General features: G+C 65.3%; 12 protein-coding genes. 4 read left to right on the plus strand and 8 right to left on the minus strand.

The window, feature by feature from the left end; translation table 11 throughout:
- Positions 1-128: 128 nt before the first annotated feature.
- Both AC0L23_RS36575 and AC0L23_RS36580 read right to left on the minus strand, forming a co-directional pair.
- Positions 129-1,157, minus strand: a complete 1,029-nt coding sequence (locus AC0L23_RS36575) for a YcjF family protein (RefSeq protein ID WP_018453678.1) — start codon at positions 1,155-1,157, stop codon at positions 129-131.
- A complete protein-coding gene (locus tag AC0L23_RS36580) occupies positions 1,154-2,623 on the minus strand; it encodes a YcjX family GTP-binding protein (RefSeq protein ID WP_026232571.1) in 1,470 nt (489 codons plus the stop codon). The genes AC0L23_RS36575 and AC0L23_RS36580 overlap by 4 nt, the downstream gene beginning before the upstream one ends.
- 184 nt (positions 2,624-2,807) lie before the next feature.
- Here AC0L23_RS36580 and trhA point away from each other — a divergent pair, with 184 nt between their 5' ends.
- Genes trhA through AC0L23_RS36595 form a run of 3 tightly spaced genes read left to right on the plus strand, consistent with a single transcriptional unit; the run spans position 2,808 to position 4,676 of the window.
- Positions 2,808-3,503: a PAQR family membrane homeostasis protein TrhA gene (gene trhA / locus AC0L23_RS36585; protein ID WP_018453680.1), complete on the plus strand. Its 696-nt coding sequence runs from the start codon at positions 2,808-2,810 to the stop codon at positions 3,501-3,503.
- Positions 3,504-3,559: 56 nt separating this feature from the next.
- Positions 3,560-4,354: an SDR family oxidoreductase gene (locus AC0L23_RS36590; RefSeq protein WP_018453681.1), complete on the plus strand. Its 795-nt coding sequence runs from the start codon at positions 3,560-3,562 to the stop codon at positions 4,352-4,354.
- A 25-nt stretch (positions 4,355-4,379) separates the two neighbouring features.
- Positions 4,380-4,676 carry a hypothetical protein gene (locus AC0L23_RS36595; protein WP_473358151.1) on the plus strand — a complete coding sequence of 99 codons (297 nt, stop codon included), beginning with the start codon at positions 4,380-4,382 and terminating at the stop codon, positions 4,674-4,676.
- On the opposite strand, the gene mdlC is transcribed toward AC0L23_RS36595, so the two are convergent.
- From mdlC to AC0L23_RS36615, 4 genes are all read right to left on the minus strand, one after another.
- Positions 4,588-6,210: a benzoylformate decarboxylase gene (mdlC, locus tag AC0L23_RS36600; RefSeq protein WP_085360467.1), complete on the minus strand. Its 1,623-nt coding sequence runs from the start codon at positions 6,208-6,210 to the stop codon at positions 4,588-4,590. The two genes, AC0L23_RS36595 and mdlC, sit on opposite strands and share 89 nt — an antisense overlap.
- A 139-nt stretch (positions 6,211-6,349) precedes the next feature.
- Positions 6,350-7,198 (minus strand): HTD2 family dehydratase, encoded by an 849-nt coding sequence (locus AC0L23_RS36605; RefSeq protein WP_085360465.1) that lies wholly within the window; start codon positions 7,196-7,198, stop codon positions 6,350-6,352.
- Positions 7,199-7,216: 18 nt separating this feature from the next.
- On the minus strand, positions 7,217-8,320 hold the full coding sequence (locus AC0L23_RS36610) for a CaiB/BaiF CoA transferase family protein (RefSeq protein ID WP_085360463.1): 1,104 nt from the start codon (positions 8,318-8,320) through the stop codon (positions 7,217-7,219).
- 10 nt (positions 8,321-8,330) lie between these two features.
- A complete protein-coding gene (locus AC0L23_RS36615) occupies positions 8,331-9,500 on the minus strand; it encodes an acyl-CoA dehydrogenase family protein (RefSeq protein WP_018453685.1) in 1,170 nt (389 codons plus the stop codon).
- 123 nt (positions 9,501-9,623) lie between these two features.
- On the opposite strand from AC0L23_RS36615, the gene AC0L23_RS36620 reads away from it, so the two are divergent.
- Entirely contained in the window at positions 9,624-10,544 is a 921-nt protein-coding gene (locus AC0L23_RS36620) for a LysR substrate-binding domain-containing protein (protein WP_473358152.1), read from the plus strand.
- A 226-nt stretch (positions 10,545-10,770) separates the two neighbouring features.
- Here AC0L23_RS36620 and AC0L23_RS36625 read toward each other — a convergent pair whose 3' ends face one another.
- A complete protein-coding gene (locus AC0L23_RS36625; protein ID WP_018453687.1) occupies positions 10,771-12,045 on the minus strand; it encodes a cytochrome P450 in 1,275 nt (424 codons plus the stop codon).
- A gap of 93 nt (positions 12,046-12,138) precedes the next feature.
- A complete protein-coding gene (locus AC0L23_RS36630) occupies positions 12,139-13,404 on the minus strand; it encodes a cytochrome P450 (protein ID WP_018453688.1) in 1,266 nt (421 codons plus the stop codon).
- Positions 13,405-13,713: the final 309 nt, after the last annotated feature.

Here is a 13,713-nt window from a genome sequence, read left to right on the forward strand (position 1 = left end):
TGAGGGGTTCTCTCCGCGCGCGCCTCTCGCAGTCGTCTTAGCGGATAGAGACCCCTCATCCGGCGCTTCGCGCCACCCTCTCCCGCAAGGGGAGAGGGGAAAACGAGTCCGCCGCGCAAGATGGCGTTCTACTCTTCCTCGTCCTTCTTCCGCAGCAGATCCGTCGCGAGGTCCGACAGCTTCGGCGGCGGCAGTGCGGCGAACGGCAACGGCCGTGTGACGTCGATTGCGGCGAGGCCGAGCCGCGCCGTCAGTAATCCATTCAGCATGCCTTCGCCCAGCCGCTGCGACAGCTTCGCCGCAATGCCGTGGCCGAGCATCTGCTGCACCAGGCTGTCGCTCGCCGCCATGCCGCCGGTGATGGCGAGATGGGCGATGACATGGCGGAGCAGGCGGATCATGCCCAGCGCGCCAGGCCGGCCGCCATAGAGGAAAGCGAGCTGGCGGATCAGGCGCAGCGACACGATGAACACAAACATCACGTCGATCGCCGCTCGCGGGCTCACCGCCGTGACGATTGAGACTTTTTGCGCGGCTGACGACACCAGCCGCCGCGCCTCGATGTCCAGCGGCGACATCAATTCGCGCTCGGCGAGCCGGATCATGTCGGCGCCGTCGATGATCTCGCCGGCGTGGCTCTCCAGGGCGGCACGGGCGCGCGCGAGCTGCGGGTTCTGATGCGCTATCTTGAGCAGATCCTGCACGATGATGCGGCTCTCCTTGCGATCGTCGCTGGCAAGAACAGCGGCTGCGCGCTGATGCAGCTTTTCGATGGTTGCTAGCCGCGCCAGCCCGAAAGCCTCGCGTCCGGTCACCACCGCGAGCGCAAGCGCGGTGATGAAGGCAAGGGCCACTCCGACGAAGCCGAGGCTGTCGCTGCGCGCAAACAGATCCTCGATCAGACGGACGACGCCGAGTCCGACCCCGAGCAGCGTCAGCCCGGCAACGCCGGACCAGAACATTGGGCCCCAGGGAAAGCCGCGCCGCGCCGGAAGCGTCGCTGCGATTGGCACCGGCAAATTCGCCGGATCGGGCTCCGGCGTGATCTGGATGGTGGTACGGCCGAGCCGGGTCGTCTCGTCGGCCTCGGTGACGACGACGCCGGGGTCGTCGAGCCGGAACGTCGCCGGTCGCCGTGGCTTCGATCGGTCGTTCATGACAATTTGTCTCCGATCAGGAACTGCAAGGCACGGTCGAGGCGGATGTGAGGCAGCGCCGGGTGGTCGGCCCCCTCACGTTCGAGCTTCGGCGGACGGAAGCGCAGGAAGCGAAAATCGCTCTTCCCGGCGGCCTCGGTCGAGAGGCCGCGGAATGCGTCGGTGCCGTTGAACAACGGCTCGGGATCCAAGGGCAGGTCGCCCGGAAAGGTTGCCACCTCGGTGCTGCCGTCGAAGAATTCGCCGCCGGCGCTTTCTCCCGCGGCGGGCGTTCCCAAGATCGACGGCAATTTGTCACGGCCATGCGCGACCTGCGCCTCGCGCGTGGCGCGGACGGCGGCGAGCGCGACGACGTCGATCGCCGCACCGGTATTTTCCGCGCGCGCAACGGCGCGGGTGACCGCGCGGCGCAGCACGGCCTCGAGCCGGTCATGGCTGGAATGATGCAGATGATCCGCCTTGGTCGCCGCGAACAGCACGCGGTCGATCCGCGGCCGGAACAGGCCGGAGAGGAATGTGCTGCGGCCGATGTTGAAGCAGTCGAGAATGCCCGCGAGTGCGGCTTCGAGATCGTGCAGCGCTTCGGGGCCGGCGTTGAACGCGGCGAGCGCGTCGGCCAGTACGATCTGGCGATCGAGCCGAGCAAAATGATCGCGGAAGAACGGCCGCACCACGACGTCCTTGTAGGCCTCATAGCGGCGCACCATCATCGCCCACAGCGATCCCTCCGGCGCCTGGCCACCCGCGGGTACGTCGAGCGGCGCAAAGGTCAGCGCCGGTGTGTCGGCGAGATTGCCCGGCATCAGGAAGCGGCCGGGCGGCAGCAGGCTCATCGCAAACCGCTCGTCGCGGCAGCCTTGCAAATAGCCCCTGAAGAGCTTTGCGGCCGTCAGCGTCGCCTGCTCGTCCTCGCGCGCCTCGGGCTTGAGCGTTGCGAGATGCGCGTGCCAATCCGCGGCAAGATGGACGCGCGGCGCCTCGCGTGACAAGGCGAGACTTTCGGCCGACCATTGCTCAAAACTCTTCTGAAGCAGCGGCAGGTCGAGCAGCCACTCGCCGGGATAGTCGACGATGTCGAGCGTCAGCGTGCGGTCGGCGCCGTTCTGGCGCTGGTAGTCGATGACGAGCCTGAGCTCGCTGATGTCGACAGTCGAGTTCGGCCAGCGCCGCTCCTCGATCAGCGCGCGCAGATGGCTCTCATAGGCAAAGCGCGGCACCGCGTCGTCCGGCTGCGGCGCCAGATGCGCCCGCGCGATCCGCCCGGATGAATAGGCCTCGAACACCGGAAACCGGCCGCCACGGGTGAGGCCGTGGATCAGCGCGGTAATGAACACCGTCTTGCCGGCCCGGGACAGGCCGGTAACCCCCAATCGTACCGTCGGATTGAAGAAATGCTCGCCGTAGTCGATCAGCGCCCGAGCCGACAGGCGCGCCTCCTCGATCATATCCTGGAAACTAAATGCCATATGAACGTTGGGAATCCCGGGCGAGGGCGGATAGGCAAAAAGGACTAATCACAAAAGTGGCAACTGCCTGAGGAAAATCAAGCTTCATACTTCCACCGTCTTTGTCGGCAAATCAGCCGTTTGAACGACGCGCCGATCCCGAAACACCCATACAAGAGGGTATTAACTCACCTTGCGGATTGCCATGACCGTCTTCCAATTGAAACAGCTCGCATCCTCCTCCGTCCACGCAGCCGCCGACGCGGTCGGCTGGCATTACGACCGCGCCGAGTTGATCGCCGACGGCGTGATCCACGCGATCGGCGTGCTCTGCGGCATCATTGCCGCGACCGTGCTGGTGGTGCTGACGGTGCTCTTTGCCGACGCGACCGACATCGTCGGCGTCTCGATCTACGTCGCCGGCCTGCTTTCGATGCTGGTGTTGTCGGCGACCTATAATCTGTGGCCAGTCTCGCCGGCCAAATGGCTGCTGCGGCGCTTCGACCATTCGGCGATCTATCTCCTGATCGCGGCGACCTACACGCCGTTCATCCTGGAGGTGAAGGACAGTGGGTTCGCGCTGGTGCTGCTCGCCGGCGTCTGGTGCGTGGCGCTCCTCGGCATCGTGCTGAAACTTCTCTACCCCGGCCGGTTCGACCGCGTTGCGGTCGGGATCTACCTAGCGATGGGCTGGAGCGGCATCATGCTCTACGATTCCGTGGTCAAGGCGCTGCCTGCGCTGGTGCTGGGCTTCGTCCTTGCGGGTGGACTGCTCTACAGCTTCGGCGTGATCTTTCATGCCTGGCGGCGGCTGCGCTTCCAGAATGCGATCTGGCACGGCTTTGTCTTGGCCGGCGCGGCGTGCCATTATACCGCGGTGCTCGACCTCGTGTTGAGCTGAGCAAGCTCCGCGAAGCGCAATAAGCCAAAACGGTACAAGACAAGAGGAGACGTCGCATGCAGGTGACCGGCAAGGTCGTGGTCGTCACGGGCGGCGCCAACGGCATCGGCAAGGCGCTGTGCGAAGCCTTTCACAAGGCGGGTGCGGCCAAGGTCGTCGTCGCCGACATGGACGCGGACAACGCGCGGGCGGTCGCGGCCACGGTGGATGGCGCGGCCTTCAAATGCGATGTCGCGCAGGAAAAGGATATTTCCCACGTCATCGAGGAGACCGAGCGTCAGTTCGGCCCGATCGAATTGTTCTGCTCCAATGCCGGCATCGGCGGCGGCTTCGACCCGATGTCGGTCAATGCCGGCGGCGCCTCGGATGAGCCCTGGCAGCGCAGCTGGGCGATCCACGTCATGGCGCATGTCTATGCGGCGCGGCATCTGATCCCGCGCATGAAGGCGCGCGGCGGCGGCTATTTCCTTAACACGATCTCGGCCGCCGGCCTGCTGTCGCAGGTCGGCAGCCCGGCTTACTCCACCACCAAGCATGCCGCGGTCGGCTTTGCCGAAAATCTCGCGATCTCGCACAAGGCGCACAACATCCGTGTCTCGATCCTCTGCCCGCAGGGCGTGGACACCAACATGCTGCGTTCGATCCCCAAAGGCCCGCAATCCGGCGACGGCGACCTGTCGCCCGAGCAGGTCGCCAAGGACGTGCTCGCCGGTCTCGATCAGGAGACGTTCCTGATCCTGCCGCACCCGCAGGTGCTCGGCTACATGCGCAAGAAGACCGAGAATTACGACCGTTGGATCGGCGGCATGGCCAAGATCCAGGCTAAGATGCGGGAAGATTTCGGGACGTAGGAAGGGGCCTGCCACGACCTCCGGTGTGGGGGGGGGGGGGGGGGCGGGGGGGGGGGGCGGCGCCCGCGCGGGGGGGGGGGGGCACACCCCCGCCCCCCGCCCCCCCCCCCCCCCCCCCCCCCCCGGCGGCCCCCCCCCCCCCCCCGGCCCCCCCCCCCCCCCCCCCCCCCCCCCCGCCGCCCCCCCCCGCCGGGGGGGGCCCCCCGCCCCCCCCCCCCCCCCACGGTCGGCCCTCAATGCTTCTGCCCGTACAGCACCGGCACCGCCGAATCCACGACCACCTCCACCAGGCTCGTCCCTTCGAATGCCATCCCGCGCTTGAGCGCCTCGCCCAGTTCGGCCGCCTTGCTCACCCGCACCGCATGGCAGCCCATGCCCTCGGCCAGCCGCACGAAATCGATCCCCGGCAACTCGAGTCCCGGCACGTTCCTCACCTGCATCACCTGGCTGAACGAGCGCATCGCGCCGTAGCCGGAATTGTTGATGACGATGATCGTGAGCGGCAGCTTGCGCTGCGCGGCGGTCCACAGCGCCTGGATCGAATACATCGCCGAGCCGTCACCGATCAGGCACACCGTGCGGCTCGCCGGCTTGCCGAGCGCCATGCCGACCGCGGCCGGCAGCGAGTAGCCGAGGCCTCCGCTCGCCATGGTGTAAAAACTGTCCTGGCCGCGCATCGGCATGAACTTTTGCATGGCCGGCCGGTGCGAGGGGATTTCCTCGACCAGCGACGCGCCGTCCGGCATCGCCTGCGACAGCGAATGCAGCAGGAATTCGACCGGCAACGGATCGGCGGCTTGCGGCGTCGGCGGCAGCGTTCGCCCCTTCGGTGCCGCGCGCTTGCTCTCCGGCAAGAGGTCGAGCAGCATTGCGAGCGCCGGCTTCATCGTCGCGATGATGCTGGTGCCGACGGGCGTTACCGCCGCGGCATCGGGGTCATCGGTGATCTGGAAGATCGTCGCGCCGCCGTCGAAGATCGCGGCATGGCCTTCGACGTGGAAGGTGAACACCGGCGCGCCGATCACGACGACGAGGTCGTGCTCGCGCAGCGCGTCCGACAATTGCGCCGGCGAGGCATGCAGGAAACCCGCGAACTGGGGATGACGTTCCGGGAACGAGCAGCGCGCCGAAAACGGGCTGACCCAGACGCTGGCCCTGGCCTTCTCGGCGACGCGCACCATCAGGTCGACCGCGCCGGCGCGATCGACGCCGGGGCCGACGACGACGGCAGGGTGCTTGGCCGAGCCGAGCGCGGTGACCAGCGCCTTCATCGCGTCAGCTTCGGGCCCGATCTCGCGGCTGACCTTGCGCGCTTCGACGGGAGCTGTCGCATGCGCCCAGTCGTCGACCGGGATCGACACGAAGGTCGGCCCGCATGGCGGCTGCATCGCGGTGCAATAGGCGCGCGCGATGGCGGCCGGAACGTCCTCGGGCCGCGCCGGCTCCACGCTGTACTTCACATAAGGCCTCGGGAATTCGGACGCACGCTCCGCATACAGGAACGCCTGCAACGGCAGGATCGAGCGTGCCTGCTGGCCCGCGGTGATCACCAGCGGCGTCTGGTTGCGATGCGCGGTATAGATGTTGCCCAGCGCGTTGCCGACGCCGGCGGCCGAATGCAGATTGACGAAGCCGGCATTGCGCGTCGCCTGCGCATAGCCGTCGGCCATGCCGACGGCGGAGGCTTCCTGAAGCGCGAGCACGTAGTCGATGTCGTCGGGCCAGTCGCTCAGGAACGGCAGCTCGGTCGAGCCGGGATTGCCGAATACCTTCTTGATGCCGAAGGAGCGTAGCAGGTCGAGCGTCGCCTGCTTGACGGTGACGGATTTGCTGCCGGTCGTGCCGTTCTTCGCCATGGTTTCCGTTCCTCTAATTCCTCTTCCTGAGGAGCGCGTCTTCGCGCGTCTCGAAGGATGAAGGCCCGGCTGGTGGCCTCGCCCTTCGAGACGCGCGCAAAGGGCGCGCTCCTCAGGGTGAGGGTCTAGCAGCAGTGTATCACCACACCGCGGTCCCCTTCATCGTCGGCTGCCCCTCCGCGTTCGCGGTCCACAGCTCCATGCCATCAGCGGTCTCGTTGGCGTTGATGGAAAATTCGCTGCCCTCGAACAGCGGTTGCACCCCGCGATAAGTAAACCTCTTCGGCGCCTTGCCGCCGTGCAGCTTCGCCGCCATCTCGATGATGAACGTTGCCTGCAGCGGCCCGTGGAAGATCAGGCCCGGATATCCCTCGACCTTGGTGACGTAGTCGCGGTCGTAATGGATGCGGTGGCCGTTGAAGGTCAGCGCGGAATAGCGAAACAGCAGCACGGGATCGGAGACATGCGTCTGGCGATGCTGCGCCTTCGGCGGCGGAGGCGGCGCCTTTGCCGGCGCGGACGTCGTCGTCATCTCGCGATAGACGATGTCCTGCCGCTCGCGGATGGCGATGCCGCGCGGCGAGGAGATGCTGTGCTCGACCGAGACGAAGCACAGCGTGCCGGTCGAGCCGGTCTTCACCTGTACGTCCGCGATGCGCGAGCTCCGCGTCGATTCGTCGCCGACGCGCAGCGGCTGCAGGAACTCGATCTCGCCGCCGGCCCACATCCGGCGCGGCAGCGGCACCGGCGGCAGGAAGCCGCCGCGGGTGGGGTGGCCGTCGGGGCCGAGCATCGACATCGGAAACACCGGCTGCGCCAGGCACCAATGCACCGTGAACGGCGCCGCGTCGCCCGGCTTGGGCGCGCCGACCTCCTGGAACAGCGTCGCGCGCAGGCCCTTCACGAGCAGCGCGGTGACGGTGTCGGTTGCCTCTTCGCTGCGGCCGATCCATTGCCTGAGATGGTCGATGTCGAGCTTCTCGGTCATGACGCCTCGCGCTTGTTGTTACGATTTCTTGGCCGGTCGTTCGCCGATCGCCGGTACAGCACCATAGCTGCGCGTCTCGCCGACAATGATCGGCGCAGGCGCGGGATAGCTGACGCGTCCTTGCGGCGTGTCCACCTCGATGCGGCGCAGATGCGGATGCTTGGTGAGGTCCGCCATGGTGTTGACCTCGGCAAAGGCGATGTCGGCCTCGGACAGCCGCTTCAATAGCTCATCGCGCGTCATCTTGCCGAAGGCATCCGCGACCGTCTTGTCGGTGAAGTCGCGGTTGCGCACGCGCTCGACCATGTTGGCCACGCGCGGATCGGCGGGCAGATCCGGCTGGTCCAGCACTTTTGCGCAAAGCGTCTTCCATTCGCGCTCGCTCTGGATCGAGATCAGGATGTCCTTGCCGTCGCTGGACGTGAACACGCCATAGGGCGCGATCGAGGGATGGCGCAGCCCCATGCGCTTGGGCGGATTGCCGGCTTCGGAATTGAGCAGCGGCACGGTGCACCAGTCCGCCATCACGTCGAACATGGAGATGCGGATGTCGGCGCCCTTGCCGGTGCGTCCGCGCCCGATCAGCGCCTCCAGGATCGCCGCATGCGCGGTGGCGCCGGTCGCGACGTCGACGATGGACATGCCGACGCGCGAGGCGCCGTCGGGATTGCCGGTGATTGAGGCAAGGCCGCTCTCGGCCTGGATCAGGAGATCATAGGCCTTGCGGTGCGCATAGGGGCCGTCGTCGCCATAGCCGGTGATCGTGCACGAAATCAGCCTGGGATAATCCTTCAAGAGCCGCTCCCGCGAAAAGCCGAGTTTGTCCATCGAGCCCGGCTTGAGGTTCTGGATCAGCACGTCGGCGCTCGCGATCAGTCGCTCCAGTTCGGCGCAACCTTCCTTGGTGGCGAGATCGACCACCGCGGATTGCTTGCCTCGGTTGAGCCACACGAAGTAGCTGCTCTGGCCCTTGGCCGCCGCGTCATAGCCGCGGGCGAAATCGCCCTCGGGCCGCTCGATCTTGATGACTTCCGCGCCGGCATCCGCCAGCCGCGACGAGCAGAACGGTGCCGCCACCGCCTGCTCGACCGCAATCACCCTGATCCCGTCAAGTGCTCCCATGATGGCTGCCTCAGTACGAGCGGGGCATGCCGAGGACGTGCTCGGCGATGAAGGACAGCACGAGATTGGTCGAGATCGGCGCGACCTGATAGAGCCGCGTCTCACGGAATTTGCGCTCGACGTCGTACTCCTCGGCGAAGCCGAAGCCGCCATGGGTCTGGACGCAGGCATTCGCCGCTTCCCAGGACGCATCGGCCGCGAGCATCTTGGCCATGTTGGCCTCCGCGCCGCAGTCGAGCCCGGCCTCGTATTTGCGCGTCGCTTCCTTCACCATCAGTTCGGCCGCGCGCATCGCGGCGTAGGCCTTGGCGATCGGGAACTGGATGCCTTGGTTCTGGCCGATCGGCCGGCCGAAAACGCTGCGCTCCTTGGCGTAGCTGGTGGCCTTGGCGATGAACCATTTGGCGTCGCCGACGCATTCGGCAGCAATCAAAATGCGCTCGGCATTCATGCCGGAGAGGATGTAGCGAAAGCCCTTGCCCTCTTCGCCGATCAGATTTTCCGCCGGCACCTTCATGTCGGTAAAGAACACTTCGGTGGTGGCATGGTTCATCATGGTGCGGATCGGGCGGATCTCGAGGCCCTTGTTCTTGGCCTCGCGCATGTCGACGATGAACACCGAAAGTCCATCCGTGCGCTTCTTGACCTGGTCCTTCGGCGTGGTCCGCGCCAGCAGGAGCATCAGGTCGGAATGTTCGGCGCGGCTGGTCCAGATCTTCTGGCCGTTGACCACGTAACCGGCATTGCCGTCCTTGCGCGCAAAGGTCTTCAGCGAAGTGGTGTCGGTGCCGCTGGTCGGCTCGGTGACGCCGAAGGCCTGCAGCCGTAATTCGCCGCTCGCGACCTTCGGCAGATATTTTGCCTTCTGCTCGTCATTGCCGTGCCGCAGCACGGTGCCCATCGTGTACATCTGGGCGTGGCAGCCGCCGCCGTTGCAGCCCGCGCGCTGGATCTCTTCGAGGATCGCCGCGGCCGCTGAAAGCTTCAAGCCCGCGCCGCCATATTCCTCGGGGATCAGCACCGAGAGATAGCCGGCCTCGGTCAGCGCGTCGACGAAGGCCTTGGGGTAGGCCATCTCACGGTCGAGCTTGCGCCAGTATTCGCCGGGAAACTGCGCGCAGAGCTTTGCGACGGCTTCGCGGATGTCGGCGTGATCTTCGGTGTGGTGTTCTTCACTCATGGGGTTTCCCGTATGTGCGGCAGTTAAGATAACGCCGGCCGATCCTCTGGCGTTGTGAAAACACTGCCAGCCCCTATGCTCATTTGCTATAGCGTATGGAGTAGCCTTCCAGGATTGGCAAGCATGGATTTCCGTCAGCTCAGGACCTTCAGTTGCGTGGCGGAGCTCGGCAGCCTCTCCAAGGCGTCCGATACGTTGCGCGTGGCGCAGCCGGCGCTCTCCAGGCAGATCAAGCTCCTGGAACACGAGCTGCGCACGGAATTGTTCACCCGCAACGGCCGCGGCATGGTGCTCACGGATGCCGGCCGCCTCTTGCTGGCGCGCACCTCCGGCATCGTGCGGCAGATCGACCAGATCCGCGACGACATCCAGTCGTCCAAGGGGCCGCCATCGGGCCAGGTCGTGCTCGGCCTGGTCCTGACCGTGAGCTGCGTGCTGTCGGCGCGCTTCGCGCGGCGCTGCGTCGAAAAATTTCCCGGCATTTCGCTGCGCATCGTCGAGAGCTACAGCGGCCATCTCGTCGAATGGCTGCATCGCGGCGAGATGGATCTCGCCATCCTCTACGGCCGCTCCGCCGATCTGCATCTCAACGTGGAGAGCTTGGGGCGCGACAACATCGTCGCGGTTGGTCCGCGCGGTTGTGGCCTCGCGCGCAAGAAGAGCGTCGATGTCGGCTGGCTGCTGCGGCAACGGCTGGTGCTGCCCAGTCATTCCCACGGTCTCCGTGCGCTGATCGAGCATGCGGCGGCCCAGCGCAAGATCAAGCTCAACGTCCAGCTCGAAGCGGATTCGTTCCGCGTGCTCACGAGCCTCGTCGAGGAAGGCCTCGGCTTCGCGCTGCTGCCGCCCTCGTCGGTCCACGGCGAGGTCGCGGACGGGCGGCTGGAAACGGCTGTCGTCTCGAAGCCGATGACGCGCGAACTCATATTCGCCTCTCCGATCGACCGTCCGGTCTCGACGGCCTCGCTTGCCGTCACCGCCCTCCTGCGCGAGGAAGTCGCCGCCTGCCGCAAGGACGGCGTGTGGGACATCAAGTTGAGTTAGATGTGGCGGTGCGGTTTAGGACAGAAGGCCGTATGCGACCCATCGCATGTTGCGCGAGCTGTCATGCCGGAATTTTATAGCTGGGGTGGAGTCGCCCGCTCTCAATCCACCCTCGGTGTCATTGCCGCGAAGGCGGGCAAATCCAGTATTCCAGAGCCCGCAGTGCTTGAGCCGAGAAGCCGCGGCATACTGGACGCCCCGCTTTCGCGGGGCATCACAGTGGGGCCTACCCCGGTATCCTCACCGGCAGCGACTCGTACCCCTTGATGAAGCTCGAATAGATCCGCTTGGGCTCGCCGACCACCTCGATGCGGTCGAAGCGCTTCAGCATCTCTTCCCAGACGATCTTGAGCTGGAGTTCGGCGAGGCGCATGCCGACGCAGCGGTGGATGCCGAAGCCGAAGGAGAGATGGGTCCGCGGCCGCGGGCGGTCGATGATGAACTCGTTCGGCTTTTCGAACATCTCCTCGTCGCGATTGCCGGAGACGTACCACATCACGACACGGTCGCCCTTCTTGATGTGCTTGCCGCCAACTTCAGTGTCCTGCAGCGCGGTGCGCCGCATGTGCGCGAGCGGGGTCTGCCAGCGGATCACTTCGGGCACCATGGAATCGATCAGTTCCGGGTTGGCGCGCAGCCTGTCGTACTGCTCCGGATTCTCGTTCAATGCCAGCACCGAGCCGGTCATGGTGTTGCGCGTGGTGTCGTTGCCGCCGACGATGAGCAGGATGATGTTGCCCATGAGATTATCGGGGTCCATGAAGCGCGTGGCATCGTTGTGCGCCATCAGCGACAGCAGGTCGTTGCGCGGCGCGGAGTTGACGCGCTCGTTCCAGAGCTTGGACATGTAGGCGTAGCATTCGTCCATCTCGCGGCGGCGCTCTTCGGCCGAGGCCACGATGCCGCTCTTGGGCAGCGCGGTCGCGACATCGGACCAGCGCGTCAGCTTGCGCCGTTCTTCCCAGGGGAAGTCGAACAGGGTGGCTAGCATCTGCGTCGTCAGCTCGATCGAGACGCGCTCGACGAAATTGAAGGTCTCGTTGCGCGGCAGATTGTCGAGCACGGTCTGCGAGCGCTGGCGGATCAGTTTCGCCAGTTCGTCCAGATGCGTCGGCGTGAACATCGGCGACACCGTCTTGCGCTGCGACGAATGACGCGGCTGGTCCATGGCGATGAAGCTCGGCCAGTCATAGCCTTCCGGCACGTCGCGGATCCCGATGCCACCGAGCGTTGAATCCGAGGAGAACAGGCCGTGATTGGTGTCGACATGCATGATGTCGTTGTACTTCACCACCGACCAATACGGCTCGATCGGCGCATTGGTGCAGTAATGCACCGGCTCTTCCTTGCGCAGCCGCTCGAACCACGGCCACAGGGTGTCGTCCTGGAACAGCCTGGGCGCGCCCGGGTGGAATTGCGCCAGCGGCGTCGCATAGGCCTCCTCGCGCGCCCTGCGCATGCGTTCGGCCTTGTCCACTTGAACCGGCGCTTGGATGTTCATGGTGGTTTGCTCCAGTTGCTTGCTTAACCTCTCCCGCGTGCGGGAGAGGGGGCACAGCTTCCTTGTGGACGTGTCGAACTCATCTTTGCGAATCTAAGCCGCGATCTTCACCGGCAAGGTTTCAAGACCCTTCACGAAACTCGAATAGACCCGCTTGGGTTCGCCGACCACCTCGATATGGTCGAATCGCTTGAGGATCTCTTCCCAAATAATCTTGAGCTGGAGTTCGGCAAGCCGCAAGCCGACGCAGCGGTGGATGCCGAAGCCGAACGAGAGATGGGTGCGCGGCCGCGCGCGGTCAATGATGAATTCGTAAGGCTTTTCGATCGCATCGGCGTCGCGGTTGCCCGAGACGTACCACATCACGACCTTGTCACCTTTCTTGATCTGCTTGCCGCGGAACTCGAAGTCCGCAAGCGCTGTGCGCCGCATATGGGCCAGCGGCGTCTGCCAGCGGATCACTTCCGGCACGAAGCTGTCGAGAAGCGCTGGGTTTTCGCGCAGCTTGCGATATTGCTCCGGGTGCTGGCTCAGCGCGTGGAGCGAGCCCGACATGGTGTTGCGGGTGGTGTCGTTGCCGCCGACGATCAGAAGGATGAGATTGCCGAGGAAGTTCTTCGCGTCCATGTCGCGCGTCGCGGCGCCATGCGCCATCATTGACAACAGGTCGCTCTTCGGCGGCTGTTCGATGCGTTCCTTCCACAGTCGCGTGAAATAGCCCGCGCATTCCGTCAGCTCGGCCTGACGCTCGTCTTCGGTGGCGACGAGGCCGTCGGGGCCGGGAATGGTGGTCGCGATGTCCGACCAGCGCGTCAGCTTGCGGCGATCCTCCCAGGGAAAGTCGAACAGCACCGCGAGCATCTGCGTGGTGAGCTCGATCGAGACATGGTCGACCCAGTCGAACACCTCGCCGCGGGGCAGATTGTCCAGGCACTCGGCCGAGCGCTGGCGGATGCTCAGCGCGAGATTGTCCAGATGCGTCGGCGTGAACATCGGCGCCACGGTCTTGCGCTGCGCCGCATGGCGCGGCGGGTCCATCGAGATGAAGCTCTCGCGGCGCAGTTCCGGATCGATGTCGCGGATGGTGATGCCGCCGAGCGAGGAGGCCGAGGAGAATACCGAATGATTGGTCTCGATCTCCATGATGTCGTTGTAGCGCGTCACCGACCAATACGGCCCGAACATCGAGTCCTTGCAATAGTGCACGGGATCTTCGCGGCGCAGGCGATCGAAATAGGGCCAGAACGTATCGGTCCTGAACAGCTCTGGGTCGCCCGGATCGAACTGCTCCAGCGGCAGTGACGTAGCGCGTGCGCGTAACGCGTCGAGCTTCGCCGCGTTTTCGATGGTCCCATGCATGATCGCTCTCCCTGACATCAACCGCGCGTTCTCGTTGAATTCTGCGCTGCGGTATTTGATTTGCAATTACAGCCGGTTGTCTGCGCCGGAGCAAGGGCGAGTTTTGCCACATGGGTGTGATGTAGCCCGGATGGAGCGGAGCGAAATCCGGGATTCGGTCCGCCACTGCCGCTGTCCCGGATTGCGCTGCGCTCCATCCGGACTACGAGGCCATTGATCCAACAACGTGATCTCGCGCACGCCCTCGGCCGTGGAATCGTGCCAGAAATCGACCGGAATCGAGCTAAATCGAACCCGCCCATCTTGGGG

The sequence above is a fragment of the Bradyrhizobium sp. MI1.4 genome (assembly GCF_055811315.1).

Excerpts from the sequence above, each read along its gene's own strand:
- AC0L23_RS36575 (WP_018453678.1), bottom strand. The coding sequence starts at position 1,157 with ATGAACGACCGATCGAAGCCACGGCGACCGGCGACGTTCCGGCTCGAC.
- AC0L23_RS36580 (WP_026232571.1), bottom strand. The coding sequence starts at position 2,623 with ATGGCATTTAGTTTCCAGGATATGATCGAGGAGGCGCGCCTGTCGGCT.
- trhA (WP_018453680.1), top strand. The coding sequence starts at position 2,808 with ATGACCGTCTTCCAATTGAAACAGCTCGCATCCTCCTCCGTCCACGCA.
- AC0L23_RS36590 (WP_018453681.1), top strand. The coding sequence starts at position 3,560 with ATGCAGGTGACCGGCAAGGTCGTGGTCGTCACGGGCGGCGCCAACGGC.
- mdlC (WP_085360467.1), bottom strand. The coding sequence starts at position 6,210 with ATGGCGAAGAACGGCACGACCGGCAGCAAATCCGTCACCGTCAAGCAG.
- AC0L23_RS36605 (WP_085360465.1), bottom strand. The coding sequence starts at position 7,198 with ATGACCGAGAAGCTCGACATCGACCATCTCAGGCAATGGATCGGCCGC.
- AC0L23_RS36610 (WP_085360463.1), bottom strand. The coding sequence starts at position 8,320 with ATGGGAGCACTTGACGGGATCAGGGTGATTGCGGTCGAGCAGGCGGTG.
- AC0L23_RS36615 (WP_018453685.1), bottom strand. The coding sequence starts at position 9,500 with ATGAGTGAAGAACACCACACCGAAGATCACGCCGACATCCGCGAAGCC.
- AC0L23_RS36620 (WP_473358152.1), top strand. The coding sequence starts at position 9,624 with ATGGATTTCCGTCAGCTCAGGACCTTCAGTTGCGTGGCGGAGCTCGGC.
- AC0L23_RS36625 (WP_018453687.1), bottom strand. The coding sequence starts at position 12,045 with ATGAACATCCAAGCGCCGGTTCAAGTGGACAAGGCCGAACGCATGCGC.
- AC0L23_RS36630 (WP_018453688.1), bottom strand. The coding sequence starts at position 13,404 with ATGCATGGGACCATCGAAAACGCGGCGAAGCTCGACGCGTTACGCGCA.